24 protein-coding genes are annotated in these 22,427 nt (G+C 70.5%); 18 read left to right on the top strand and 6 right to left on the bottom strand.

All coding sequences use genetic code 11. The annotated features are described in order from the left end of the window. Window positions 1–13 precede the first annotated feature (13 nt). The 10 genes from NLX83_RS01070 (at window position 14) to NLX83_RS01025 (ending at window position 11,161) form a co-directional block, all read left to right on the top strand. On the top strand, window positions 14–1,315 hold the full coding sequence (locus tag NLX83_RS01070; protein WP_254232976.1) for an MATE family efflux transporter: 1,302 nt from the start codon (window positions 14–16) through the stop codon (window positions 1,313–1,315). Window positions 1,316–1,600: 285 nt separating this feature from the next. Further along, on the top strand, window positions 1,601–2,929 hold the full coding sequence (locus NLX83_RS01065; RefSeq protein WP_254232975.1) for an MFS transporter: 1,329 nt from the start codon (window positions 1,601–1,603) through the stop codon (window positions 2,927–2,929). A gap of 25 nt (window positions 2,930–2,954) precedes the next feature. Beyond that, window positions 2,955–3,878 carry a tRNA pseudouridine(55) synthase TruB gene (gene truB, locus NLX83_RS01060; protein WP_308209252.1) on the top strand — a complete coding sequence of 308 codons (924 nt, stop codon included), beginning with the start codon at window positions 2,955–2,957 and terminating at the stop codon, window positions 3,876–3,878. Window positions 3,879–3,899: 21 nt separating this feature from the next. Further along, a complete protein-coding gene (locus tag NLX83_RS01055) occupies window positions 3,900–4,862 on the top strand; it encodes a bifunctional riboflavin kinase/FAD synthetase (RefSeq protein WP_254232974.1) in 963 nt (320 codons plus the stop codon). A 5-nt stretch (window positions 4,863–4,867) separates the two neighbouring features. After that, window positions 4,868–5,350: an XRE family transcriptional regulator gene (locus NLX83_RS01050; protein WP_254232973.1), complete on the top strand. Its 483-nt coding sequence runs from the start codon at window positions 4,868–4,870 to the stop codon at window positions 5,348–5,350. Window positions 5,351–5,768: 418 nt separating this feature from the next. Beyond that, a complete protein-coding gene (gene rpsO, locus NLX83_RS01045; protein ID WP_254232972.1) occupies window positions 5,769–6,038 on the top strand; it encodes a 30S ribosomal protein S15 in 270 nt (89 codons plus the stop codon). Window positions 6,039–6,279: 241 nt separating this feature from the next. Continuing rightward, window positions 6,280–8,526, top strand: coding sequence for a polyribonucleotide nucleotidyltransferase (locus NLX83_RS01040; protein WP_254232971.1), 2,247 nt, complete (start codon window positions 6,280–6,282; stop codon window positions 8,524–8,526). Window positions 8,527–8,610: 84 nt separating this feature from the next. Further along, complete coding sequence (locus NLX83_RS01035; RefSeq protein ID WP_374118752.1) at window positions 8,611–9,957, top strand: M16 family metallopeptidase; 1,347 nt, start codon at window positions 8,611–8,613, stop codon at window positions 9,955–9,957. Continuing rightward, window positions 9,954–10,718 (top strand): 4-hydroxy-tetrahydrodipicolinate reductase, encoded by a 765-nt coding sequence (gene dapB, locus NLX83_RS01030; RefSeq protein WP_254232969.1) that lies wholly within the window; start codon window positions 9,954–9,956, stop codon window positions 10,716–10,718. The genes NLX83_RS01035 and dapB overlap by 4 nt, the downstream gene beginning before the upstream one ends. Next, window positions 10,718–11,161, top strand: coding sequence for a hypothetical protein (locus NLX83_RS01025; protein ID WP_254232968.1), 444 nt, complete (start codon window positions 10,718–10,720; stop codon window positions 11,159–11,161). The genes dapB and NLX83_RS01025 overlap by 1 nt, the downstream gene beginning before the upstream one ends. Here the strand turns inward: NLX83_RS01025 and NLX83_RS01020 are convergent. From NLX83_RS01020 to NLX83_RS01010, 3 genes are all read right to left on the bottom strand, one after another. After that, a complete protein-coding gene (locus NLX83_RS01020; RefSeq protein WP_254232967.1) occupies window positions 11,154–11,657 on the bottom strand; it encodes a VTT domain-containing protein in 504 nt (167 codons plus the stop codon). The genes NLX83_RS01025 and NLX83_RS01020 overlap by 8 nt on opposite strands. Before the next feature lie 42 nt (window positions 11,658–11,699). Continuing rightward, a complete protein-coding gene (locus NLX83_RS01015; RefSeq protein ID WP_254232966.1) occupies window positions 11,700–12,260 on the bottom strand; it encodes a GNAT family N-acetyltransferase in 561 nt (186 codons plus the stop codon). Window positions 12,261–12,352: 92 nt separating this feature from the next. Continuing rightward, complete coding sequence (locus tag NLX83_RS01010; RefSeq protein WP_254232965.1) at window positions 12,353–13,117, bottom strand: S1 family peptidase; 765 nt, start codon at window positions 13,115–13,117, stop codon at window positions 12,353–12,355. A 288-nt stretch (window positions 13,118–13,405) separates the two neighbouring features. Here NLX83_RS01010 and NLX83_RS01005 point away from each other — a divergent pair, with 288 nt between their 5' ends. The 3 genes from NLX83_RS01005 to NLX83_RS00995 all read left to right on the top strand — a co-directional run bounded on the left by NLX83_RS01005 (window position 13,406) and on the right by NLX83_RS00995 (window position 15,946). After that, window positions 13,406–13,573 carry a hypothetical protein gene (locus tag NLX83_RS01005; protein WP_254232964.1) on the top strand — a complete coding sequence of 56 codons (168 nt, stop codon included), beginning with the start codon at window positions 13,406–13,408 and terminating at the stop codon, window positions 13,571–13,573. A gap of 143 nt (window positions 13,574–13,716) precedes the next feature. Then, the gene (locus NLX83_RS01000; protein ID WP_254232963.1) at window positions 13,717–14,715 is read left to right on the top strand and encodes an EamA family transporter; all 999 of its coding nucleotides are present in this window, start codon (window positions 13,717–13,719) and stop codon (window positions 14,713–14,715) included. Between the two features lie 16 nt (window positions 14,716–14,731). Then, window positions 14,732–15,946, top strand: a complete 1,215-nt coding sequence (locus tag NLX83_RS00995; RefSeq protein WP_254232962.1) for a winged helix-turn-helix domain-containing protein — start codon at window positions 14,732–14,734, stop codon at window positions 15,944–15,946. Between the two features lie 33 nt (window positions 15,947–15,979). On the opposite strand, the gene NLX83_RS00990 is transcribed toward NLX83_RS00995, so the two are convergent. After that, the gene (locus tag NLX83_RS00990; RefSeq protein WP_254232961.1) at window positions 15,980–16,894 is read right to left on the bottom strand and encodes a hypothetical protein; all 915 of its coding nucleotides are present in this window, start codon (window positions 16,892–16,894) and stop codon (window positions 15,980–15,982) included. A gap of 495 nt (window positions 16,895–17,389) precedes the next feature. On the opposite strand from NLX83_RS00990, the gene NLX83_RS00985 reads away from it, so the two are divergent. Further along, the gene (locus NLX83_RS00985) at window positions 17,390–17,542 is read left to right on the top strand and encodes a hypothetical protein (RefSeq protein ID WP_254232960.1); all 153 of its coding nucleotides are present in this window, start codon (window positions 17,390–17,392) and stop codon (window positions 17,540–17,542) included. A 57-nt stretch (window positions 17,543–17,599) separates the two neighbouring features. Here the strand turns inward: NLX83_RS00985 and NLX83_RS00980 are convergent, their stop codons facing one another. After that, window positions 17,600–18,520, bottom strand: coding sequence for a DUF4097 family beta strand repeat-containing protein (locus NLX83_RS00980; RefSeq protein ID WP_254232959.1), 921 nt, complete (start codon window positions 18,518–18,520; stop codon window positions 17,600–17,602). Between the two features lie 19 nt (window positions 18,521–18,539). Further along, window positions 18,540–19,118: a toxin-antitoxin system HicB family antitoxin gene (locus NLX83_RS00975; protein ID WP_254232958.1), complete on the bottom strand. Its 579-nt coding sequence runs from the start codon at window positions 19,116–19,118 to the stop codon at window positions 18,540–18,542. 119 nt (window positions 19,119–19,237) lie between these two features. On the opposite strand from NLX83_RS00975, the gene thyX reads away from it, so the two are divergent. From thyX to dapA, 4 genes are all read left to right on the top strand, one after another. Beyond that, window positions 19,238–19,990: an FAD-dependent thymidylate synthase gene (gene thyX / locus NLX83_RS00970; protein WP_254232957.1), complete on the top strand. Its 753-nt coding sequence runs from the start codon at window positions 19,238–19,240 to the stop codon at window positions 19,988–19,990. Between the two features lie 17 nt (window positions 19,991–20,007). Next, window positions 20,008–20,433, top strand: coding sequence for an ACT domain-containing protein (locus tag NLX83_RS00965; protein WP_441296803.1), 426 nt, complete (start codon window positions 20,008–20,010; stop codon window positions 20,431–20,433). A 147-nt stretch (window positions 20,434–20,580) separates the two neighbouring features. Beyond that, on the top strand, window positions 20,581–21,207 hold the full coding sequence (locus NLX83_RS00960; protein WP_254232955.1) for a TIGR03085 family metal-binding protein: 627 nt from the start codon (window positions 20,581–20,583) through the stop codon (window positions 21,205–21,207). A 278-nt stretch (window positions 21,208–21,485) separates the two neighbouring features. Continuing rightward, window positions 21,486–22,412: a 4-hydroxy-tetrahydrodipicolinate synthase gene (dapA, locus tag NLX83_RS00955; RefSeq protein WP_254232954.1), complete on the top strand. Its 927-nt coding sequence runs from the start codon at window positions 21,486–21,488 to the stop codon at window positions 22,410–22,412. Window positions 22,413–22,427 lie beyond the last annotated feature (15 nt).

Here is a 22,427-nt window from a genome sequence, read left to right as displayed (position 1 = left end):
CTACGCTCGGCTCGTGAAGGTTGTGGAGTCGCCGCGGCACGTGCTGGGCCTGGCGCTGCCCGCGCTCGGCGTGCTGGCGGCGGAGCCGCTGTACCTCCTCGTGGACACCGCGGTCGTCGGCCACCTCGGCGCGGTCCCGCTGGCGGCGCTCGCGATCGGCGGGATCGTCCTCGCCCAGGTCTCCACTCAGCTGACCTTCCTGTCCTACGGCACGACCGCTCGCGCGGCGCGGCTGCACGGCGCCGGTCGGCGGGCCGAGGCGGTCGCGGAGGGCGTGCAGGCGACCTGGCTGGCCGTGGCGGTCGGTCTGGTCCTGGTGCTGGCCGGGCAGCTCCTCGCGAGCCCGATCGCGCACGCCCTCGCCGGGCCGGGTGCGATCGCCGACGCGGCGGTGGGCTGGCTGCGCATCGCGTTGCTCGGCGCGCCGCTGGTGTTGATCACCATGGCGGGCAACGGGTGGATGCGCGGCGTGCAGGAGACCGCCCGGCCGCTCCGATATGTGTTGGCGGGCAACGGGATTTCGGCCGTGCTGTGTCCGGTGCTGGTGTACTGGGCGGACTGGGGCCTCGCGGGTTCCGCGGTCGCCAACGTGGTGGCACAGGCGATCTCCGCCGCCCTGTTCGTCCGGGCGTTGGTGGTGGAGCGCGTGCCGCTGCGCCCGGTACCGCGGTTGATGCGCGCGCAGCTCGGCCTCGGTCGCGACCTCATCGTGCGCAGCCTGGCGTTCCAGGCGTGCTTCGTCTCCGCGGCAGCGGTGGCCGCGCGCACCTCGGCGGAGGCCGCCGCCGCGCACCAGGTCGTGTTGCAGCTGTGGACCTTCCTGGCGCTCGTGCTGGATTCGCTCGCGATCGCGGCGCAGTCGCTCGTCGGCGCGGCGCTGGGCTCCTCGGATTCCTTGCGCGCCAAGGCTCTCGCCCGGCAGATCACGATCTACGGCCTGTGGTTCGGCGTCGCTCTGGGCGTGGTCTTCGCGGCGCTTGTGACGGTGCTCCCGCCGGTGTTCAGCCCAGAACCCGCGGTGCTCGCGCAGATCCCGCACGCGTGGTGGTTCTTCGTTGCGCTGCAACCGATCGCGGGCGTGGTCTTCGCTTTGGACGGCGTGCTGCTGGGCGCGGGCGATGCCGCCTACCTCCGCAACGCGACCCTCGCCTCGGCGATGATCGGCTTCCTCCCGCTGGTGTGGGTTTCCCTGGCGGCGGGTTGGGGCCTGGCCGGAGTCTGGACCGCGCTCTCCGCCTTCATGCTCCTCCGCCTCTCCGCCGCGCTCCTCCGCGCCCGCTCCGGCGCGTGGGCCGTCCCCGGCGCTATCCGCTAGCACGACGTCCCTGAGCGGGTTGGGGCGTCTTCAAGTACCCCCGACCCCCCCTCCCAGCGGTCGCTAACCGCCCCCAACCCCGGCGACGTCCCGGAGGGTTGGGTGCGGTTAGTGGTGATCGTTCGCGGGGTTCGTAGGACTTGAAGACGCTCCAACCGGCGCGGCGCCAGGTGTGGGCGAGTGCACGTTTTGGGCGGCTAACAGAAGGAGAGGCGGCGGGCGATGGACAGAGTGCCAACGTTGGCAGATTCCCATTTCCCCTTCTCCAGGTTCGGAGGGTTTTCCTTGCCTTCGGTCGAGCGCGCCACCCGCCAGGGCTGGCTGGTCTGGACCATTGCGGTAGCCATCTACGTCGCGGCGGTCTTCCACCGCACCTCGCTCGGCGTCGCCGGTCTCCAGGCCGGTGAGCGCTTCGGGGTCGGCCCCGCCGCACTCGGCGTCTTCACCGTCCTCCAGGTCGGTGTGTACGCCCTCATGCAGATCCCCACCGGCGTGCTCGTGGACCGCTTCGGCCCGCGCCGGGTGCTGACCGTCGCCGCCCTGCTGATGGGCACCGGTCAGCTGCTGTTCGCCGTCGCCGACTCCTACGCGCTCGCCCTCGTCGCCCGCGCGGTGCTGGGCAGCGGCGACGCCATGACCTGGGTCAGCCTGCTGAGGCTGATCGCCGGTCACTTCCCCGGCCGCCAGTACTCGGTGGTCGTGTCGTTCTCCGGAGCACTCGGCGCGGCGGGCAACCTCGTCTCGACGGTTCCGCTGACCCTCGCGCTGGACAACGTCGGCTGGACGTGGACCTTCCTCGCGGTCGGCCTGGTCACCGCCGCTTACTCCGTCCTCGCGGTGTCCAAGCTGCGCGACCACCCGGCGGGGCACGAGGTTCGAGCCGCCGATCCCGTGTCGCCGCGCCAGGTGCTGCACCGCGTCGCCGACTCGTGGCGGGTGCCGGGGACCCGGCTCGGCTTCTGGGTGCACTTCTCGACCATGTTCGGGCCCGCCGTGCTCGGCCTGCTCTGGGGCTTCCCGTACCTCGTCGAGGCGCAGGGCATGGACCCGCACGCGGCCAGCGCGCTGCTCGGCGTCCTGGTGCTCGGCGGCGTCTTCGGCAGCCCGGTCGTCGGCGCGCTGATCGGTCGGCGCCCGGAACTGCGCATGCCGATCGTGGTGGGTTACCTGATCAGCGCGCTCGTCGTGTGGACGGTGCTGCTGTCCTGGCCCGGCGGGCACGTGCCGACACCGTTCATCGCGGTCGGCCTCTTCGTGCTCTCCCTCGGTGGGCCCGCGTCCGCGGTCGCGTTCGCGCTGGCCCGTGACTACAACCCGCTGCGCGTGGTCGGCACCGCGACGGGCGTGGTCAACGTCGGCGGCTTCACGGCGACGACGGTGGCCGCCCTCTCGGTCGGAGTGCTGCTGGAGCTGACCCGGTCCCTCGGGCCGGCGACCTCGTTCCGCATCGCCCTGATCGCGGTCGCCGCGGTGCTGGTCTTCGGCACCTGGCGCACGGCCGTGTGGTGGCGCCGGGCTCGCGGAGTGGTCTTCGCCGCCGAGGCCCGGGGCGAGGAGGTCCCGGTCCAGCTCCGGCACCGCCGTTGGGACGAGGACCTGGCCCTCGCGGCCTGAGCCGTCCGGATTAGGGTTTCCCGTCGTGACAAGAGCACGACGGGACCGCAAGTCCGACCGGCCGACATCGAACGTCCCGCCGGGGCTGGTCATCGTGGACAAGCCCGACGGGATGACCTCGCACGACGTGGTCGCGCGGGTGCGGCGGATCATGGGCACCCGCAAGGTGGGCCACGCGGGCACGCTCGACCCGATGGCCACCGGCGTGCTGGTGCTGGGCATCGAGCGCGCGACCAAGCTGCTCGGCCACCTCGCGCTGGACACCAAGGCGTACCTGGCCACCATCCGCCTCGGCGCGGCCACGACCACCGACGACGCCCAGGGCGAGGTGCTCTCCACCGCCGACGCGTCCACTGTGGACGAATCGGCGATCACCGAGGGCATCGGCGCGCTCACCGGGCCGATCGACCAGGTCCCGAGCGCGGTCAGCGCGGTCAAGATCGACGGCAAGCGCGCCTACGCCAGGGTCCGCGACGGCGAGACCGTCGAGCTCAAGGCGCGCCCGGTCACCGTGCAGCGCTTCGACGTGCTCTCGATGCGGCGCGAGGAGACCTGCACCGACCTCGACGTGCTCGTGGAGTGCACGTCCGGCACCTACGTGCGCGCGCTGGCCCGCGACCTCGGTGCCGGGCTCGGCGTCGGCGGTCACCTCGCCGCGCTGCGCCGCACCCGCGTCGGCCCGTTCGGCATCGCGCTCGCCCGCACCCTGGAGCAGCTGGAGGCCGAGCCGACGCTCGCGCTGGACCTCACCTCGGCCGTCGCGGCGGCCTTCCCCCGCCGCGACGTCAGCGAGGCCGACGCCGCCGCGCTGCTCACCGGCAAGCGCCTGCGCGGCGCCGGGATCGCCGGTACGCACGGGGTTTTCGACCCCAGCGGCAAGGCGATCGCGCTCGCCGAGGAGGTCGAGGGCAGGACCCGTTCCCTCGTGGTGCTGAGCCTGGACGGCTGACCCGCCCGTAAGCTTCCCGTCGTGCAGCGTTGGCGTGGACTAGAGCACCTGCCCGGTGGCTGGGGTCGTTGTGTGCTGACCGTCGGAGTCTTCGACGGCGTGCACCGGGGGCACCAGCAGCTGATCACGAGGGCGGTGGAGCTGGCCCGCGACCGCGACCTCCCGTGCGTGCTGCTGACCTTCGACCCGCACCCCTCCGAGGTGGTCCGGCCCGGCAGCCACCCCGCGCAGCTCACCACGTTGCGCCGTCGCGCGGAACTGGTGGAGCAGCTGGGCGTCGACGTGTTCTGCGTGCTGCCGTTCACCCCCGACGTCGCCCGAATCCCCGCCGACGAGTTCGTGCACGAGATCCTCGTCGACCGGCTGCACGCGGCCGCCGTCGTGGTGGGGGAGAACTTCAACTTCGGCCACCGCGCGCAGGGCGACGTGGCGCTGCTGGAGACGCTCGGCCGCCGCTTCGGCTTCGTCACCGAGGGCGCGCGACTGCTCTCCGACGAGCAGGTCACCTTCTCCTCCACCTACATCCGCGCGTGCATCGACGCGGGCGACGTGGCCGCTGCCGCCGGAGCGCTCGGCCGTTCGCACCGGGTGGAGGGCATCGTCGTCCGGGGTGACGGCCGCGGCCGCGAACTCGGCTTCCCCACGGCGAACCTGTCGACCGCGCGCACCGCGGCCGTGCCCGCGGACGGCGTGTACGCGTGCCGCTTCGTCGACATCGGCCACGGCCGCCCCGGCTCGACGCCGAAGTTCCCCGAGCCGCGGATGGCCGCGGTGTCCGTCGGTACCAACCCGACGTTCTCCGGGCGAGAACGCCGCGTCGAGGCTTTCGTGCTCGACACCAACGAGGACCTCTACGGCCAGCGGGTCGCGCTGGACTTCGTCGCCAGGTTGCGCGGTCAGGAGCGGTACGACAACGTCGAGGCGTTGATCGAACAGATGCACCTCGACGTGGCGACGTGCCGCGAGCTGCTGGCCGACGGGTGAGTGCGGTGGACGACCAGAAGATCGTGCAGCGCAACCTCGCGCTGCAACGCGAGTGGTACGGCGAACCCCTCGGCGACCGCGTGCGGCGGCTGGTGGTGGCCTACTCCACCTCGCAGGCGCAGCTGGCCGACGTGCTCGGGATCAGCGCCCCCATGCTCAGCCAGGTGATGAGCGGCCGCCGGGCCAAGATCGGCAACCCCGCGGTGCTGGCCAGGCTCGTGATGCTGGAGCGCCGGGTGCTCACCGCGGGCGTGGCCGCGGGCGACCGCGAGGCGGTGGAGCGCGCGCTGGAGGAGGTCCGCGCCTCGCAGCCGACCGTCGGCCTGGACACGCTCCCCGTCGACGAGCGCGGCGCCGAGCAGGCCGCCGTCGCCCGGCTGCGCGAGCTGGCCGTCGCCGACGAGCTGGCCGGAGCCGCGCGCCTGCTGGGCGAGCGCTACCCCGCCCTGGCCGGTCTGCTCTCCCGCGCCGCCGCCGAAGGCGACTGACCCCCGTCACGTATGCGTTCAGGGACTCCAACGCCCCGAACGACTCGTTCAGGGACCTCAACGCCCCGAATGCGGCGTTGGGGTGGGGGTTGGGGGCGGTTGGAGACGGTGGGGGGTGGGGTTGGGGGTACTTGAAGACCGGGGAACCCCGGCTGCGGAAATGTGGTGGCGTGGGGGTGCTCGCGTGGGCATAGTGGAGGGGTATGCGCCTGACGAGGACCACCCTGCGGATCGACTCTGTTGATCTAGGTCCACTCGTTCGTGCGCAGTGTGACGCTTGCCGTGACGAACTGCTGAGACGAGCCTGCTAACCTCAGTAGTTGGGTCTGGCTGCGTTCCGTGGCGGCCACGACCGTCTTCGCGTGACGCGGACCTCGCACACGCGGCCGCACGGAACACCATGCAAGGAGATCTACACGTGGCTCTGTCCACTGAGCAGAAGAAGAGCATCCTCGGCGAGTACGCCGTCCGCGAGGGCGACACCGGCTCCCCCGAGGCCCAGGTGGCCCTGCTGAGCAAGCGCATCAGCGGGCTCACCGAGCACCTGAAGGTGCACAAGCACGACCACCACTCCCGCCGGGGTCTGCTGCTGATGGTCGGCCGTCGCCGCCGTCTGCTGAACTACCTGGCCAAGGTGGACATCGAGCGCTACCGGTCGCTGATCCAGCGCCTCGGCCTGCGCCGCTGACGCACTGACGAGGGGGAGGGGCCACGGGCCGCTCCCCCTCAGCACAGAACAACGCAGCACCAGAAGAACCAGCAGTACAAACCAAAACCAGGGCCTAGTCGCCACCGCACTCGCGGGACGCACGTTCGCCGGTCCTCGGTAGTGGTCTCCGGAATCAGCCGGGGACTTCGATCGAAGACCGGCCTTGTTCGGACCGCACACCCGTGACGTCGACGCGGCGGCCCGCAAACAAGGAGCATTTGTGACCGAACTTGCAGTGCACGAGGCGAGCGCCGTCATCGACAACGGCCGCTTCGGAACCCGGACGGTGCGTTTCGAGACCGGCCGGCTGGCCCGTCAGGCCGCGGGCAGCGTCGTCGCCTACCTGGACGACGAGACCATGCTGCTCTCCGCGACCACCGCGTCGAAGCAGCCGAAGGACCACTTCGACTTCTTCCCGCTGACCATCGACGTCGAGGAGCGGATGTACGCCGCGGGCCGCATCCCCGGCTCGTTCTTCCGCCGCGAGGGCCGTCCCTCCACCGAGGCGATCCTGACCTGCCGCCTGGTCGACCGCCCGCTGCGCCCGTCCTTCGTCGACGGCCTGCGCAACGAGATCCAGGTCGTCATCACCGTGATGAGCCTGGACCCCAAGGACCTCTACGACGTGGTGGCGATCAACGCCGCGTCCGCGTCCACCCAGCTCGCCGGGCTGCCGTTCTCCGGTCCGGTCGGCGGCGTCCGCGTCGCGCTGATCGAGGGCCAGTGGGTCGCCTTCCCGACCTACGAGCAGCTCGAGAGCGCCGTCTTCGACATGGTCGTCGCCGGTCGGGTCGTCGGTGACGACGTCGCGATCATGATGGTCGAGGCCGAGGCCACCGAGCAGGTCACCACCCTGGTCGCCGAGGGCGCCAAGGCCCCGACCGAGGAGATCGTCGCCGCCGGTCTCGAGGCCGCCAAGCCCTTCATCAAGGTGCTGTGCGAGGCCCAGGCCCAGCTGGCGCAGGTCGCCGCCAAGGAGACCCGCGAGTTCCCGGTGTTCCCGGCCTACCAGCCGGACGCCTACGAGGCCGTCTCCGCCGCCGTCGCCGACGAGCTGGCCCAGGCGCTGACCATCGCGGGCAAGCAGGAGCGCGAGTCCCGCCTCGACGAGGTCAAGGCCGCCGCCCTGGAGCGCGTGGTCACCGAGGGCTCCGCCTTCGAGGGCCGGGAGAAGGAGGTCGCCGCCGCCTTCCGCTCGCTGAACAAGAAGCTGGTCCGCGAGCGGGTGCTGCGCGACCAGATCCGCATCGACGGCCGCAGCACCACCGACATCCGCAGCCTCTCCGCCGAGGTCGCGCTGATCCCCAGGGCGCACGGCTCGGCGCTGTTCGAGCGCGGCGAGACCCAGATCCTGGGTGTCACCACGCTGAACATGCTGCGCATGGAGCAGCAGATCGACGCGCTGACGCCGGAGACGCGCAAGCGCTACATGCACCACTACAACTTCCCGCCGTACTCCACCGGTGAGACCGGCCGCGTGGGCTCGCCCAAGCGCCGCGAGATCGGCCACGGCGCGCTGGCCGAGCGGGCCCTGGCGCCGGTGCTGCCCTCGCGCGAGGAGTTCCCCTACACCATCCGCCAGGTCTCCGAGGCGCTGAGCTCCAACGGCTCCACCTCGATGGGCTCGGTCTGCGCCTCGACGATGTCGCTGCTCAACGCCGGTGTGCCGCTGAAGGCGCCGGTCGCGGGCATCGCGATGGGTCTGGTCTCCGACCAGGTCGACGGCGAGACCCGCTACGTCGCGCTGACCGACATCCTCGGTGCCGAGGACGCCTTCGGCGACATGGACTTCAAGGTCGCGGGCACCAGGGAGTTCATCACCGCCCTCCAGCTGGACACCAAGCTCGACGGCATCCCGTCGGACGTGCTGGCCAAGGCGCTCAGCCAGGCGCAGGACGCCCGGCTGACCATCCTGGAGGTCATGCAGGAGGCCATCGACGCGCCGGACGACATGAGCCCGTTCGCGCCGCGCGTCACCGCGGTGAAGATCCCGGTCGACAAGATCGGCGAGGTGATCGGCCCGAAGGGCAAGATGATCAACTCGATCACCGAGCAGACCGGTGCCGACATCTCCATCGAGGACGACGGCACGATCTACGTCGGCGCCGCGGATGGCCCCTCGGCCGACGCCGCGATCGACATGATCAACGCGATCGCCAACCCGCAGCTGCCCAAGGTCGGGGAGCGCTTCCTCGGCACCGTGGTGAAGACGGCCGCCTTCGGCGCGTTCGTCTCGCTGCTGCCGGGCAAGGACGGCCTGGTGCACATCTCCAAGCTGGGCGCCGGCAAGCGCATCGCCAAGGTCGAGGACGTCGTCTCGGTCGGTGACAAGCTCCGCGTGGAGATCGCCGACATCGACAACCGCGGCAAGATCAGCCTGGTGCTGGTGTCCGAAGAGAACACCGAGAACACCGAGACGGCCGACAAGTCCGACGCCGAGGTTCCGGCCGAGGTGGCCGCGAACTAGCGGTTGTCGTTGTAGTACAACGCAATCCACTCCGCAGGGGGCGCTCACAAAGCGCCCCCTGCGGCGTAGCGGAGGAGTCCGACCCTGAACGCGAACAGTGCCAACGGGAACAGCGGCGTGACCGAGGTTCTGGAACGCAGCTCCGAGGACTGCGCGGTGCGCAGGACGGTGCTGCCGTGCGGCCTGCGGGTGATCACCGAGCAGCTGCCGGGCGTGCGCTCGGCGTCGGTGGGCATCTGGGTCGGCGTCGGGTCCCGCGACGAGGAACCCGAGGTCGCCGGGGCCGCGCACTACCTGGAACACCTGCTGTTCAAGGGAACGCGGCGGCGCACCGCGGCGCAGATCGCCGAGGAGATCGACGCGGTCGGCGGTGAGCTGAACGCGTTCACCGCCAAGGAGCACACCTGCTACTACGCGCACACGCTGGACGCCGACCTGCCGCTCGCGGTGGACCTGGTCTCCGACGTGGTGTTCGAGGCCGTGTGCGCCGACGCGGACATGGAGACCGAGCGCAGCGTCGTGCTCGAAGAGATCGCCATGCGCGACGACGATCCCGAGGACCTGCTGCACGAGGCGTTCTGCGCGGCGATGCTCGGCGGGCACCCGCTCGGCCTGCCGGTGCTCGGCACCGACGAGTCGATCACCGGGATGAGCCGCGACGCGCTCTTCAACTTCTACAAGAAGCGCTACACCCTGCCGAGGATGGTGCTGGCCGCCGCGGGCAACGTGGACCACGCCGAGGTGCTGGCGCTGGTCGAGGCCGCCCTGGGCGAGCGCGCCGACGAGCGGCACACGCCGATCGCGCCGCGCACCGGTTCGGCGGACCTGCGCAGTGGGAGCCGGTTGGTGCTCCAGCACGACGAGTCCGAGCAGGCGCACCTGATGCTCGGTGTGCCCGCGCTGGACCGGCACGACGAGCGGCGGTTCGCGCTGGGCGTGCTCAACGCGGCGCTCGGCGGAGGCATGAGTTCGCGGCTGTTCCAGGAGGTCCGGGAGCGGCGCGGGCTGGCGTACTCGGTCTACTCGTCGATCTCCTCCTACGCCGACACCGGCATGCTGTCGGTGTACGCGGGGTGCCAGCCGGAGCGCCTCGGTGAGGTCGCCGGGGTCGTGCGCGAGGTGCTGGGCGAGGTGGCCGACAACGGCCTGATGGACGCGGAAGTGGCGCGCGGCAAGGGACAGCTGCGCGGGAACCTCGTGCTGGGGCTGGAAGACACCGGCTCGCGGATGTCGCGGATCGGCAAGGGCGAGCTGAACTACGCCGACCACCTCAGCGTGGAGCAGACCCTGGCGCGGATCAACGCGGTCACCCCGGAGGACGTGCGGTCGCTGGCCAAGGACCTGCTGAGCCGCCCGGTCAGCGCGGCCGTTGTCGGGTCGTACGCTTCTGCCGAGGAGTTGCCGAGCGAGGTGCACGAGGTGATCGCATGACGGACGGCAAGGCCCCCACACGCGTCGGTGTGCTCGGAGCGCGGGGGCGGATGGGCGCCGAGGTGTGCCGTGCGGTGGAGGGCGCCGAGGACATGGTCCTGGTGGCCGCCATCGACGCGGGCGAGGAGCTGTCCGCGCTGTCCGAGGCGGGGGCCGAGGTCGCCGTCGACTTCACGCAGCCCGCCGTCGTGATGGACAACATCCAGTACTGCGTGGAGAACGGCATCCACGTGGTCGTCGGCACCAGTGGCTTCACCGACCAGCGGCTGGAGCAGATCCGCGGCTGGCTCTCGCAGCGACCAGAGCTGGGTGTGCTGATCGCGGCGAACTTCGCGATCGGCGCCGTGCTGGCGATGAAGTTCGCCGAGAAGGCCGCCGAGTTCTACGAGTCGGTGGAAATCGTTGAGCTGCACCACGAGCGCAAGGTCGACGCGCCCTCGGGCACCGCGGCTCGCACGGCGCGCCTGATCGCTGACGCTCGCGCGGCGGCCGGGCTGGAGAAGTACGCGCCGGACGCCACGACGGAGTCCTTGGACGGCGCGCGCGGTGCGGACGTGGACGGTATCCGCGTGCACTCGCTGCGGTTGGCTGGTTTGGTTGCGCACCAAGAGGTTCTGTTCGGTGGCACCGGCGAGACGCTGACCATCCGGCACGATTCGTTGCACCGAAGCTCGTTCATGCCCGGCGTGCTGCTCGGCGTGCGTGAGGTCGTGAAGCGGCCCGGGTTGACCCTGGGACTCGAATCGACATTGGGCCTTTGATGTTCACCGCCCGGCGGATGGCCGTCGTGCTGACCGTGGCTCTCGCGGTCTACTTCGTGCTGCTCGCCGGGCGGGGCATCGACCTCATCGCGTCCGGCACCGTGGTCGGGGTGCTCCTCGGCGCGGCGATCCTGGTGCTGCCCGTGCTCGGCGTGATCCTGATCGTCTTCGAGTGGCGGTTCGGCGCGCAGACCGAGCGGTTGGCGCGGTTGTTGGACGCCGACGGGGAGTTCCCCGACACGTCAGGGCTGCCGCGCCGTCCCTCTGGCCGGGTGGAGTGGGACGCGGCGGACGCCTACTTCGCCGAGCGCAAGCAGGAGCTGGACGAGGCTCCGGAGGACTGGCGCGCGTGGTTCAAGGTGGCGCAGGCTTACGACCTGGCCGGGGATCGCAAGCGGGGCCGTGAGGCGATGCGGAAAGCGATCGAGCTCCAGCTCAGGTGAGCCACACGCTGAACACCGAAGGCATCGCGGCGAGGGCGGCGAACCGGGCGAAGCGGCCGATCAGGCACGCGGAGATGAAGTTCGTCAGCGACACGTTGGCCACTCCGGCGACCACCGCGACCGCGAAGTACGGCGGCAGGCTGGTCGAGGACGACAGCAACAGCACGCCGTAGGTCCACACGGGTCGCTTCTCGCACTCGATGGCGAAGCGCTCCATGTAACCGCCCCAGCGCCCCTGCACGTGCTCGGCGTTCTGTTGCTTGCGACGCAGGAACGAGGGCAACCGCAGCATTCCCTTGCCCGCGTAGAAGTAGACGAGCTTGCCCGCGACCGAGCCGACCGCGACCACCAGCGCGAGCGCCCACCACGGCACCTCAGGCTGCGTCAGGGCGACGGCCAGCACCCACGGCTCGATCAGCACGGGCGGGATCACCGAGGACAACACCGCCATGCCGAGGCTCGCGCTCAACCAACCCAGCAACTGCGGTACCCCCATAGCAAAAAGCCGACTGTGGAGGCTAGCACCCCAACGGATGACTCAATCCCGTAGTTCGAGCTCCAGGGAGCCGGTCAGCCGGTACTCGCGCAGGGGGCGCCCGCCCGCGTCGAGGGTGCGCACCGTGCCGTCGGTGTCCCACCCCGCCGCCCGGTAGAAGTTCAGCGAAGCCTTGTCCTCCTGGGGAACCCAGGCCACACCGCGCACTCCGCCCTTCTCGCGGTAGGCGGCGGTGGCGGTGGCCAGCAGGCGCCCGCCGTGCCCGCGACGGCCCCACCTGGGCTCGACGAGCAAGGTGCCGACCTGGACGACGTGCAGCGCGTCCTCGGGCAGCGCTCCGTCCGCCGCCGCCACCTCGTCCTCCGGGGCGGGCAGGATCGCGCAGAAGCCCACGGTCCACTCGCCCTCGGTGGCCACGAAGACCAGCCCCGGGCCGTCCTCGATCGCTTGGCGCCACACGGTTTCAGCGCTCTCGGAGTCCAGTTCGGCGAGCAGGTCCGCGGGCAGCAGGGCGGCGTAGGCCAGCCGCCAGGTGTCGAGCTGGATGCGGGCGATCTCGGCGACGTCGTCGAGTGTCGCCGGGCGAACGGCGGCGAGGGCCATCGGGGGAGCTCCGTGGGGAATCGCGGGAAGGTGCCTGGGAGAACCTACCCGCGAGGGTGCGGAGCACGGCGGGCGCCGTGCTCCGCGACCGCTCAGACGCCTGAGGTGGTGTGGATCCAGTTACGGAACAGCGTGACGTTGGTGTAGCCCGCCCAGCCGCTGCCCGCCGGGCGGTGGCCGATCGCGCAGACGCCCGCCTGCACGGTGTTCCCGGCAGCGTTGCGCACGGTCACCGGGCCGCCGGAGTCACCGCCCGCGATGCTGCCGTTGGTCTGGGTGCAGATCGCGCGGGGCGTCGCGTTGCTCTGCGCGCAGTCGACGCTGCTGATCCGGCCGTCGGCGTACTTGAGCCGCTCCGGCAGCGGGCCGCTCCAGTCCGCCTTCTCCGAGCCCCAGCCGAGGACCTGCGCGGCCTTGTTGTCCGCGAGATCGGCGGCGGAGGCCAGCACGGAGTACTGCGACACCACGACGTCGCGGTCCAGCTGCAGGAGCGCGATGTCCGCGCTCGGCCAGCTGTAGCTGGGGTGGATGACCTTGCGGGCGACCGTGGCGGTCTGGCCGCCGCTGCTGCGGGTCAGCGAGCCCACGCGCACGGTGTAGGTGCCCGCGGCGGTGACGCAGTGCGCGGCGGTGAGCACCCACCGGCGCGCGATGATCGAGGACGTGCAGGTGAAGCCGCCGTTGCGGTGCAGGGCGCTGATCCACGGCTTCGCGGAGGAGACGAACCCGCCGCCGACGATCTGCGTCTGCGCGTCGTCGGGGGCCGGGGCCGCCGTCGCCGCTGGGGCGAGCACGGTGGACACCGCGGCGGCGAAACCCACGCTGAGGGTGGCCAGCCGCATGCTTGTGAAGCGCATGATGATCTCCTTGCAGGGGGAAGAAACCGCGCAGGGGTGCGGTTTCGAAGGTGGAGATATCAGTAGTCTGGGGAAAGATCGGCTTTACGAGTCAGCTCCGTTCGCCGCAACTTTCCTCATGAGTAGTGCTGCATTCGCACAGCGCGCTCCGCCATTCGTCCCGCTTCGTTCGTCGTTGTCGCGGAAAGTGATGCTCGCGTCACTCGTCCTGGGAATGCCGATCTCCCGGGTGCGGGTCCGAGAATGGGCTGTTCGCCTCGACCGAGGCGTGGGAGTGGGGAAACAGTGATGCGCCAGGTGGATCCGGGCTCCGAGCCGACAACGGACGACCTCCTCCGCGGCATGCGCGACACCTCGCAGGAGTGGCTGGCCAAGCGCCTGGCCGAGGCCGTGGCGGCCGAGGTGGCGCTCGCCGGGGTCCTACCCCGTCAGCGCGGTGCCTCCCGCCTTTCCTGAGTGGGCGTTTCTCGCGCTGAGGGAAATGTGGGTGGTCTTTTCTCCCGTCGTTGCGGGCGCGACACAAAATATTGATCTTGTCGATGTCCTGCATGGCGGGAAACCGCCAGATTTTTGTCGGAGGTGCGTGCGAACGTTGGCGTGTGACGACCTCAGCCGCTTCTTCGACAGGGTCCTCCGCCGACTCCACCGCACACCGCAGCCCCGGCTGGCTCCCCTGGGCCGCGCTCGGCGTGGTCTACCTGGTGTGGGGTTCGACCTACCTCGGTATCCGCTTCACGATCACCTCCATGCCGCCGCTGCTGTCCGCCGGGCTGCGGTTCCTGCTGGCCGGTCTGCTGCTCGCGGTCGTCGTCCTCGTCGTCTCCGGCCGTTCCGCGCTGCGGATGTCGGCGCGGGAGCTGGGCACCGCCGCGCTCGGCGGACTGCTGCTTCCCGCCCTGGGCAACGGAATCGTCGTCATCGCCCAGTTCCAGGTGGCGTCCGGGCTGGCCGCGCTGCTGGTCGCCTGCGTGCCGCTGTACGTGGTGGTGCTGCGCCGGATCAGCGGTGAGCGGCCGCCGTTGATCACCTTCGCCGGGATCGCCCTCGGGCTGGCCGGGCTCGCGGTGCTGCTGCTCGGCGGTTCGACGTCCGCGGGCACCCACGGCTCGGCGTGGTGGGGGCCGTGGCTGGTGCTGCTGGCCGCGATGTTCTGGGCGACGGGGTCGTTCGCCACGACCAAGCTCCCCGTGCCCGCCAACCCCTTCACCCTCTCGGCCGTGCAGATGGTGGTGGGTGGCTCGGTGCTGAGCGTGGCCGGGCTCGTCTCGGGGGAGCGGATCGATCTCGGCGCGATCACCGCGTCGTCCTGGATCGCGTGGGGCTACCTGGTGGTGTTCGGTTCGGTGTTGGCGTTCAGCTCGTACGTGTACTCGCTCCGCAAGCTGCCGGTGTCCACCGTGGCCACCTACGCGTACGTCAACCCGGTGATCGCGGTGGTGCTCGGCGTGCTGCTGGCGAGGGAGCACTTCGACCTCGTCCAGCTCGCGGGCGGCGCGTTGGTGCTGGTCGCGGTCGTGCTGGTGGTGCGAGCGGAGCGCCGGTCGCGGCGGGCGGTGATCACGGAGTCCTCGCCGGTCGAGGGGACTGTCAGTGGGTGATGCCACTATCCCGGTCGTGCAGACACTCTCGTTGGCGGCGACCAGGCGGGCGGCGCTGGCCGCGCAGGGGTTCACCGACGCCCGGCCCGCGGGCCCGCCCACCAGACGGCACCTCCAGCGCGTGCTCGACCGCACCGGCCTGCTCCAGCTGGACTCGGTGAACGTGGCCGTGCGCGCCCACTACGCGCCGGTGTTCGCGCGGGTGGGGCCCTATCCGATGGAGCTGCTCGACGACGCGGCGTGGTCGCACTCCGCGCGCAGGCCCCGGCTGTTCGTGGAGTACTGGGCGCACGAGGCCAGCCTGCTGCCGGTGGCCGACTGGCCGCTGTTCCGCTGGCGGATGCGGCGGTACGAGTCGTTGAAGGGCAAGCACTGGAAGGCCGCGCACAGCGAGCCCGAGCTGATCTCCGACGTGCTGGCGGCGATCAAGGAGCTGGGGCCGATCGGCGCGGGCACCCTGGAACGGGAGCTGGGCGGGCCCGGCAAGCTCGGCAAGGGCGGGTGGTGGAACCGCAGCAACACCAAGATCGCGTGTGAGTACCTGTTCGCGGTCGGCGAGCTGACCACCGGGGCGCGGCGCGGCTTCGAAAGGCTCTACGACCTGACCGAACGCGTTGTGCCGCAAGAGATTCACACACTGCCCGAGCCCGATCTCACCGAGGCCGCGCGGCGCCTGGTGGAGCGCTCCGCGATCTCGCACGGCGTCGCGACCGAGACCGACCTGCGCGACTACTACCGGCTGGGCGTGCAGCCGTGCAGGCAGGCCATCGCCGAGCTCATCGAGGACGGCGTCCTCGAACCGGTCCAGGTCGAGGGCTGGCGCAACCTCGCCTACCGGCACGTGGACGCCAAGATGCCCAGGCGGGTCCGCGGCCGCGCGCTGTTGTGCCCGTTCGACCCGCTGATCTGGGAGCGGGCGCGCACCGAGCGGCTGTTCGGCTTCCACTACCGCATCGAGATCTACGTCCCGGCCGAGCTGCGGAAGTTCGGCTACTACGTGTTCCCGTTCCTGCTCGACGAGGAGTTGGTGGCGCGCGTCGACCTCAAGGCCGACCGGGCCGATGGCGTGCTGCGCGTCCAGGGCGCCTTCTCCGAGCCCGACGTGGACCGCCCGCGCGTCGTCGCCGAGCTCGCCGGGCAACTACGCGAGATGGCCGAGTGGCTGGGCTTGTCCGGCGTCTGGATCGGCGCTCGCGGTGACCTGGCGAAGGAGCTGCGCAAGGCGATCTGACCGTCCACTGTGGATTATCGGGTCGAGTTCAGTTCAGTACTGCTCCGGCTGGTAGCGCATCTCGACTGTCTCCGGAACGCGATTCATGAACTTCTGCAGCTCGTAGTACGGCAACTCGGGAGGCTCCAGCCAGACGGCAAGCCTCTTGGTCGGGTCCAGGTGGTCGGCTCGGTTGTTGATCCAGGCCAACCATTGACGCGCTTGTCCGATCGCCTCGCTGGATTCCTGGTCGGCCGCATCAGCAGCCGCAATCCCGGCCGCGACCGCCACCGCGTAGGTCCGAAGCTCCTTGGCGGCTCGCCAACTGGTGAGCTGCTGTTCCAAGACCTCCCTGCGGTGCGCCTCGGCAGCGCGGGCACGAGCCCGTTCCTGCTCGCGTTCAACCGCCTGCTGATGCTCCACCTCCGCCCGCGCCTTCGCCTCGCGGCGCAGTCGTAGTTCATCAGCACGCACGCTGATCTCTCGCAGCAGTTCTGGCAGCTTCTCCTCCAGGCTCCAGGAAGCCCTGTCGGCCCAATTGGCCTTGCGGTCCAGCTGTGACTGGCCGCCGATCTCGATCCGCAGTCGGCCGCTGGCTACATGGTCATGCGTGGGGATACGCATCCACGAATGACGTTGCTGTTCCTTGCGTTCGTGGGGAGTCGGGACGTGTTCGACCCGGTCGGTCTCCTCTTCGATGCGCAGCGGCACAGTCTCGTGTCCGCTGGTGAGGAGCAAGTGCCATGTTTTCGACGCTCCGGTTTGACGGCCGGTGGTCTTTGACAGATGTTCCTTGACTGAGAAGCCGCGCTGTTCGGCTTCGGTAGCGATCGCATGCAAGATGCGCACTGCGCGGGGTAGGACGGTCGATCCAAGCTCGAGAAGCTTGGCTTTCCGCAGCGCGGACACAGCCGGGTGGTAACGCTTGACCTCATCCGGAACTAGCACCGGCATGAGCTGGGCGTCCATGCCCGCTGGACCGTCTTCCAGGGTGAACAAGTCAAATGACGGCGCGGACCAGTGCGAACCCTCGCGGACGACGTCGTGCGCCAAACGCTTGCCAGGCGGTGTCTTTCCATGCCGGTTCGCATTTCGAACGAGCTGGTCTACCCCGCGCCACCCCTTGCTCCTGGTGTCTCTCGGTTCCCGCAACGAACCTCCGGCCGCGACGACGTCCGCCACGAGCTGCTCTGTCGGCGAGAGCTTTCGCGGCTTGCCCGCTCGCGGAGCTGAGGCGGGCGCCGCCTCACGAGGGTTGGTCCCTATGCGGGTGCGAGGAGCAGAACTGCGGTCAACTGGCTGGCGACGAGGTTTTGAGTTCGCCGCATCGAGACGTGACGGGAACGACCCGTGATCGAGGTAGTACCTCCCAGCCGTGGTTACCGTCGCCGACCACGTCCCCTTTCCCTTGCTGATCTTCACAAGCCGCCGACCCTCCAGCGCCCGGGCGGTCAGCTTGTGGGTGTGGTCGCCCATGACGCCGTCCTGGCAACCATCAGCGATCCATTGCAGGACCTCTACCTGCCGCTGCGTGAGCGGGTCCGTTCGACGCACGCCACGCATTTCAGCACGTGCCAACGGCTGAGGACGCCCCTCGGTGGCGTCGTCGCCGGTTAGTCGGGTGAACGCCAATATGCAGCCGGGGTGGTGTTCGAGGGAACGAGCGAGATGGCGCTAGCTGACCGAGGTGGTGACGAGGACGTTGCCGGAGGCGGTGCGGCCCTCGATGCGCAGCGCGGGGTTGTCCCAGCCGGACTGGCGTTCCTCGAACACGGGCAGCTCGCTGCGTGCCTCGCCGGAGACCGACAGCAGGTCGAGCTCGGCCACGATGCCTTGGCGCACACCGATTCGGAGCGAGCCGGAGCCGCTGGCGAGGTGGACGCGGCCGGAAGCGGCGTCGGCCACGGTGAGGTCGCCGCTGCCGGTGCGGACCTCGACGTCGTGCTGCACCGCGCCGAGCCACACGTCGCCGCCGGTGGTGACGAGCTTGCTGGGGCCGTGGACGGCGGAGATCTCCAGCGCGCCGTTGCCGCTCTTCGCCCGGAGCGTGCCGTGCACGGGGCCGAGGCGGACGGTGCCGGTGCCGGTCTGGACGTTGGTGCTGCCGTCGGTGCGGTCCACGGTGACGTCACCGCTGGAGGTGGTCAGGTCGATCCGCCCGGCGGCGGCGCCGGTCGCGCCGGTCAGGTTCACGGCGGCGGAGCCGGTGGTGACGTTCACGTGGGAGCCCCTGGGCACGCGCACCACGATGGACAGCGGCACCACTCGCAGCGGCATGCCCTGCGGGCCGCGCACCACGAGCCGGTTGCCGGTCTGCTCGACCCGGGTCTGCTTCACCGCCTCGTCGGTCGGCGCGTCCTGCTCGCCGCCGACGAACTGCGAGTTGACCCAGTTGAAGAGCCCGGACAGGCCGTTGACCAGGGTGTCCCCGCCCTCGGTCAGGCGGCGCACGGTCACCGAGGCGCCGTGGTCGCCGACCAGCTCGACGTCGACCCGGCCCGCGTTGACGTGCACCTCGACCTCGGCGGGCCGGTTGGTGACGAACTCGTGCTGGCGGACGACGCCGTGCTCGGTGCTGGTGGTGGACTCGTTCATCTCGTCTCTCCCCCTGGCCTCAGCCACGAACCCAGCCGCGGATGCGTTCGCCGGTCTCCGGCTGTTCCTGCTCGCGCCGGGCCTTCTGCTGGTTGTTGGCCCGGTTCTGCAGCGCGCTGCGCACCGCGTAGCCCATCCAGCTGTTCAGCGACACGCCCTGCGACGCGGCGGCCTTCTCGGCCTTGGACTTGATCTCGTCGACCATCCGTAGGGTGACCCGGCTGATGTTGCCGGTGGCGTCGTCGAAGGCGGATTTCAGCGGTGTCTCGTCCTTCGGCTCCTCCGGTTCCTCCTCGGCCTCCGCCGAGGGCTCGGGCTCCGGGGTGGCCTTGGGCTCGGGCCTCGGGCGCGGGGCGTGGACCGGGCTGGTCACCACCTCGACGTCGCGGCCGCGCAGCCGGACCTCGACGACGTGCTCGTCCTGGGCGGCGGTGACCTGGGCGGCGAGGTCGGACAGCGCGTTCATGATGGCGAGCCGGGCCGCGGGCTCCAGCGCGGCGGAGAGCACGGCCGCGGTCCGCCTGGTCTGCTCGTCCCCGGCCGACGCCGCGGTGGCGAGATCCTCGCGAAGTGCGGCGATGTAGGGCGTGAGGTCCATGACGTCACTATGGCGTCACTTGTGACGTCAGTCAAGGAAGCGGTGACGCCACGATTGGAGATCGAATCCTCTGGCTTAGGGTTGACGACGGCAGAATCGCGGCGAACAAAGGGCAAGGCATGGCGCAGACGGTGTCCCCGAAGGTGCAACTCATCGCCAAGACGGAGTTCTTCCCGCCCGCCGAGGTGCCCTGGTCCACCGACGCCGACGGCGGCCAGGCGCTGGCGGAGTTCGCCGGGCGGGCGTGCTACCAGTCCTGGCGCAAGCCCAACCCCAGGACCGCGACCAACGCCGGGTACCTGCGGCACATCCTGGAGGTGGGTCACCTCTCCGTGCTGGAGCACGGGTCGGTGAGCTTCTACCTGACCGGCATGTCCCGCTCGCTCACCCACGAGCTGATCCGGCACCGGCACTTCTCGTACTCGCAGCTGTCGCAGCGCTACGTGCCCGAGTCGGACGCGGCCATGGTCGAGCCGGACGTCATCGCCGACGACCCCGAGCTGCACGAGATGTTCGCCAAGGCGGCCGAGGCCAGCGTGGCGGCGTACAACGAGCTGCTCGCCGGGCTGGAGAAGAAGTTCGCCGACGTCTCGAACGCGACCCTGCGCCGCAAGCAGGCTCGCCAGGCCGCCCGCGCGATCCTGCCCAACGCCACCGAGACCCGCATCGTGGTGACCGGCAACTACCGGGCCTGGCGGCACTTCATCGCGATGCGCGCCACCGAGCACGCCGACGTGGAGATCCGCGCGCTCGCCGTGGAATGCCTGCGGCACCTGCAGAAGGCCGCGGAGAACGTGTTCAGCGACTTCGAGATCTCCTCGCTGCCGGACGGCACCGAGGTCGCCTCCAGCCCGCTGGTCGCCGAGGGCTGAGCCACACGGTGAACGCTGTGGAGCTGGATCTGCGGTCGGAGCCCTACAGCGTTCTCCGGCTCGCCGCCGACGCCCCCGCGCCGGTGGAAGTCCTTGCCGCACAAGGGTTCGTGTCGGTCACCAGAACGCCGGACGAACTGTCCGTGGTGTGCCCGACCGCGGTCGCCCCGCCCGCTGACGAGGCAGAGGGCGGCTGGCGGCTGCTCACCGCGCGAGGCCCGTTCGACTTCGCGCTGACCGGGATCATGGCCGCGCTGTCCACTCCGCTCGCCGAGGCCGGGGTCCCGCTGTTCGCGTTGTCCACCTACGACACCGACCACCTCATGGTCCGCGAGGAGCACCTCCACCGCGCGATAACCGCCTTGGAGAACGCGGGCCATCGTGTGCACGCCGAAGTTGGCCGGTCTTCAAGTCCCACGAACCCCTCCGCCAACGATCGCTAACCGCCCCCAACCCCGAACGCTTGCGTACCCAATGTGGCTTTCGTTACGTCTGACGAAACAAATGCCACATTGGGTACGTACTCCCGGTGGTGGGGGTTGGGTGTGCTTGAAGACCGGCGAACCCCCGGGGGCGCTTAGGGTGGGTGCATGGGTCTCGCGCGGGATGAGCGAAGTGCACTGTCCGAGCTGTTCGAGGAGGTCGGGCCGGACGCGCCGACGCTCTGCGGGGGCTGGCTGACGAGGGACCTCGCCGCGCACCTCGTGGTCAGGGAGCGCAGGCCGGACGCCGCGGCCGGGATTCTCATCGGCCCGCTGGCGGGCTACACCGAGCGCGTGCAGCGGGGTTACGCCGCGAAGCCCTGGCGCGAGCTGGTCGAGCTGGTCCGCACGGGCCCGCCGACCCTGTCACCCTTCTCCCTGCCGGGCGTCGACGAGGCGGCCAACGGCACGGAGTTCTTCGTGCACCACGAAGATGTCCGCCGCGGCGGCCCGGGGTGGGAGCCGCGCCAGGCCGACACGAACCGCGACGAAGCGGTGTGGCGCAACGTCAAGAAGGTGGCGCGGTTGAACTACCGCCGCAGCCCGGTGGGCGTGGAGCTGCGGCGCCCGGACGGCGCGGCGATCACGGCGAAGCGCGGGCCGAGCACGGTGACGCTGACCGGCGAGCCGGGCGAGCTGCTGCTGCACGCTTTCGGCCGCGACGCGGTGCGGGTGGAGTTCGAGGGCGAGCAGCGGGCCATCGCGGTGGTCAACGGACTCAGCCGGGGCATCTGACCCGAGGCCCGGACCTCGCGCTGGAGCGTCGCCACCCGGGGGTTGGTCGTGGTTTGAGACCTCGGGGGCGGGGGTCGGGGGTACTTGAAGACCGGCGAACCCCTCGGCCGCCGCGGGGTAGCTCACACGGAAAGTCAGCGCGCGGAGCACGTGGTGCGGCGGAGAAAAAGCGGGGCTCGGCGGCGTTTGGCGGAAGGCATTGCGCGGGGCCCTGGAGAGCGTGGTCACGAGGGGGTCGCACCGCGTGGACCAGGCAGGTCGCGCGGTAGCGTCATGCCATGACCGGATGCCCCACCGCAACCCCAGGCCGCCCGTTCGGACGGGTGCTCACCGCCATGGTCACCCCGTTCACCGAGACCGGGAAACTGGACCTGGACGCGGCGCAGAAGCTCGCCGTACACCTCATCGAGTCGGGCTGCGACGGGCTGGTGCTCAACGGCACCACCGGGGAGAGCCCGACGACCTCCGACGCTGAGAAGGCGGACCTGGTCCGCGCGGTGGTCGACGCGGTCGGCGGCAAGGCCGGAATCCTCGCGGGCGCGGGCACCAACGACACCGCGCACAGCGTGCAGCAGGCCATCGCCATGGAGAAGGCGGGCGCGCACGGGCTGCTGGTGGTCTCCCCCTACTACTCGCGGCCCGCGCAGACCGGGCTGTTCGCGCACTTTTCGGCGGTTGCCGACGCCACGTCGCTGCCGGTGATGCTCTACGACATCCCCGGGCGAACAGCGGTGCCGATCGAAGTGGAGACGCTCTGCGGCCTCGCGGAGCACCCGAACATCGTCGCGGTGAAGGACGCCAAGGGCGACCTGTACGCGAGCACCCAGGTGATGAGCCGCACCGACCTGGCGTTCTACTCCGGTGACGACATGATCAACCTGCCGTGGTTCTCCCTGGGCGGGGTCGGCGTCGTCAGCGTCGTCGGGCACGTGGTCGCGGGGCGGCTGCGCGAGATGCTGGACGCCCACGAGCGCGGCGACGTCACCGCGGCGCGCCAGATCAACCGGGACCTGCTGCCGGTTTACGCGGCGTTCGGCAGACTGGGGGGTGTGATCTTCAGCAAGACAGCGCTGCGCCTGCGCGGCCTCCCCGTCGGGGAACCCAGACTGCCCATCCCGCCCGCCACCGCCGCCGAGCGCGACGCCCTCGCCGCCGACCTGCGCTCCGCCGGCCTCGACCTCGCCGAGGAGGCGGTCGCTCAGTGACTTCGCCGACCGCTG

This window comes from Allokutzneria sp. A3M-2-11 16 (assembly GCF_024213555.1).
Lineage (GTDB): Bacteria > Actinomycetota > Actinomycetes > Mycobacteriales > Pseudonocardiaceae > Allokutzneria.
This window is presented reverse-complemented; position numbering and strand designations above follow the sequence as displayed.

What these genes read in the sequence shown, in the direction of transcription:
- dapB (WP_254232969.1), top strand. Translation starts at nt 9,954, where the DNA reads ATGACGGACGGCAAGGCCCCCACACGCGTCGGTGTGCTCGGAGCGCGG.
- NLX83_RS01025 (WP_254232968.1), top strand. Translation starts at nt 10,718, where the DNA reads ATGTTCACCGCCCGGCGGATGGCCGTCGTGCTGACCGTGGCTCTCGCG.
- NLX83_RS01020 (WP_254232967.1), bottom strand. Translation starts at nt 11,657, where the DNA reads ATGGGGGTACCGCAGTTGCTGGGTTGGTTGAGCGCGAGCCTCGGCATG.
- NLX83_RS01015 (WP_254232966.1), bottom strand. Translation starts at nt 12,260, where the DNA reads ATGGCCCTCGCCGCCGTTCGCCCGGCGACACTCGACGACGTCGCCGAG.
- NLX83_RS01010 (WP_254232965.1), bottom strand. Translation starts at nt 13,117, where the DNA reads ATGCGCTTCACAAGCATGCGGCTGGCCACCCTCAGCGTGGGTTTCGCC.
- NLX83_RS01005 (WP_254232964.1), top strand. Translation starts at nt 13,406, where the DNA reads ATGCGCCAGGTGGATCCGGGCTCCGAGCCGACAACGGACGACCTCCTC.
- NLX83_RS00990 (WP_254232961.1), bottom strand. Translation starts at nt 16,894, where the DNA reads ATGGACGCCCAGCTCATGCCGGTGCTAGTTCCGGATGAGGTCAAGCGT.
- NLX83_RS00980 (WP_254232959.1), bottom strand. Translation starts at nt 18,520, where the DNA reads ATGAACGAGTCCACCACCAGCACCGAGCACGGCGTCGTCCGCCAGCAC.
- NLX83_RS00975 (WP_254232958.1), bottom strand. Translation starts at nt 19,118, where the DNA reads ATGGACCTCACGCCCTACATCGCCGCACTTCGCGAGGATCTCGCCACC.
- thyX (WP_254232957.1), top strand. Translation starts at nt 19,238, where the DNA reads ATGGCGCAGACGGTGTCCCCGAAGGTGCAACTCATCGCCAAGACGGAG.
- NLX83_RS00960 (WP_254232955.1), top strand. Translation starts at nt 20,581, where the DNA reads ATGGGTCTCGCGCGGGATGAGCGAAGTGCACTGTCCGAGCTGTTCGAG.
- dapA (WP_254232954.1), top strand. Translation starts at nt 21,486, where the DNA reads ATGACCGGATGCCCCACCGCAACCCCAGGCCGCCCGTTCGGACGGGTG.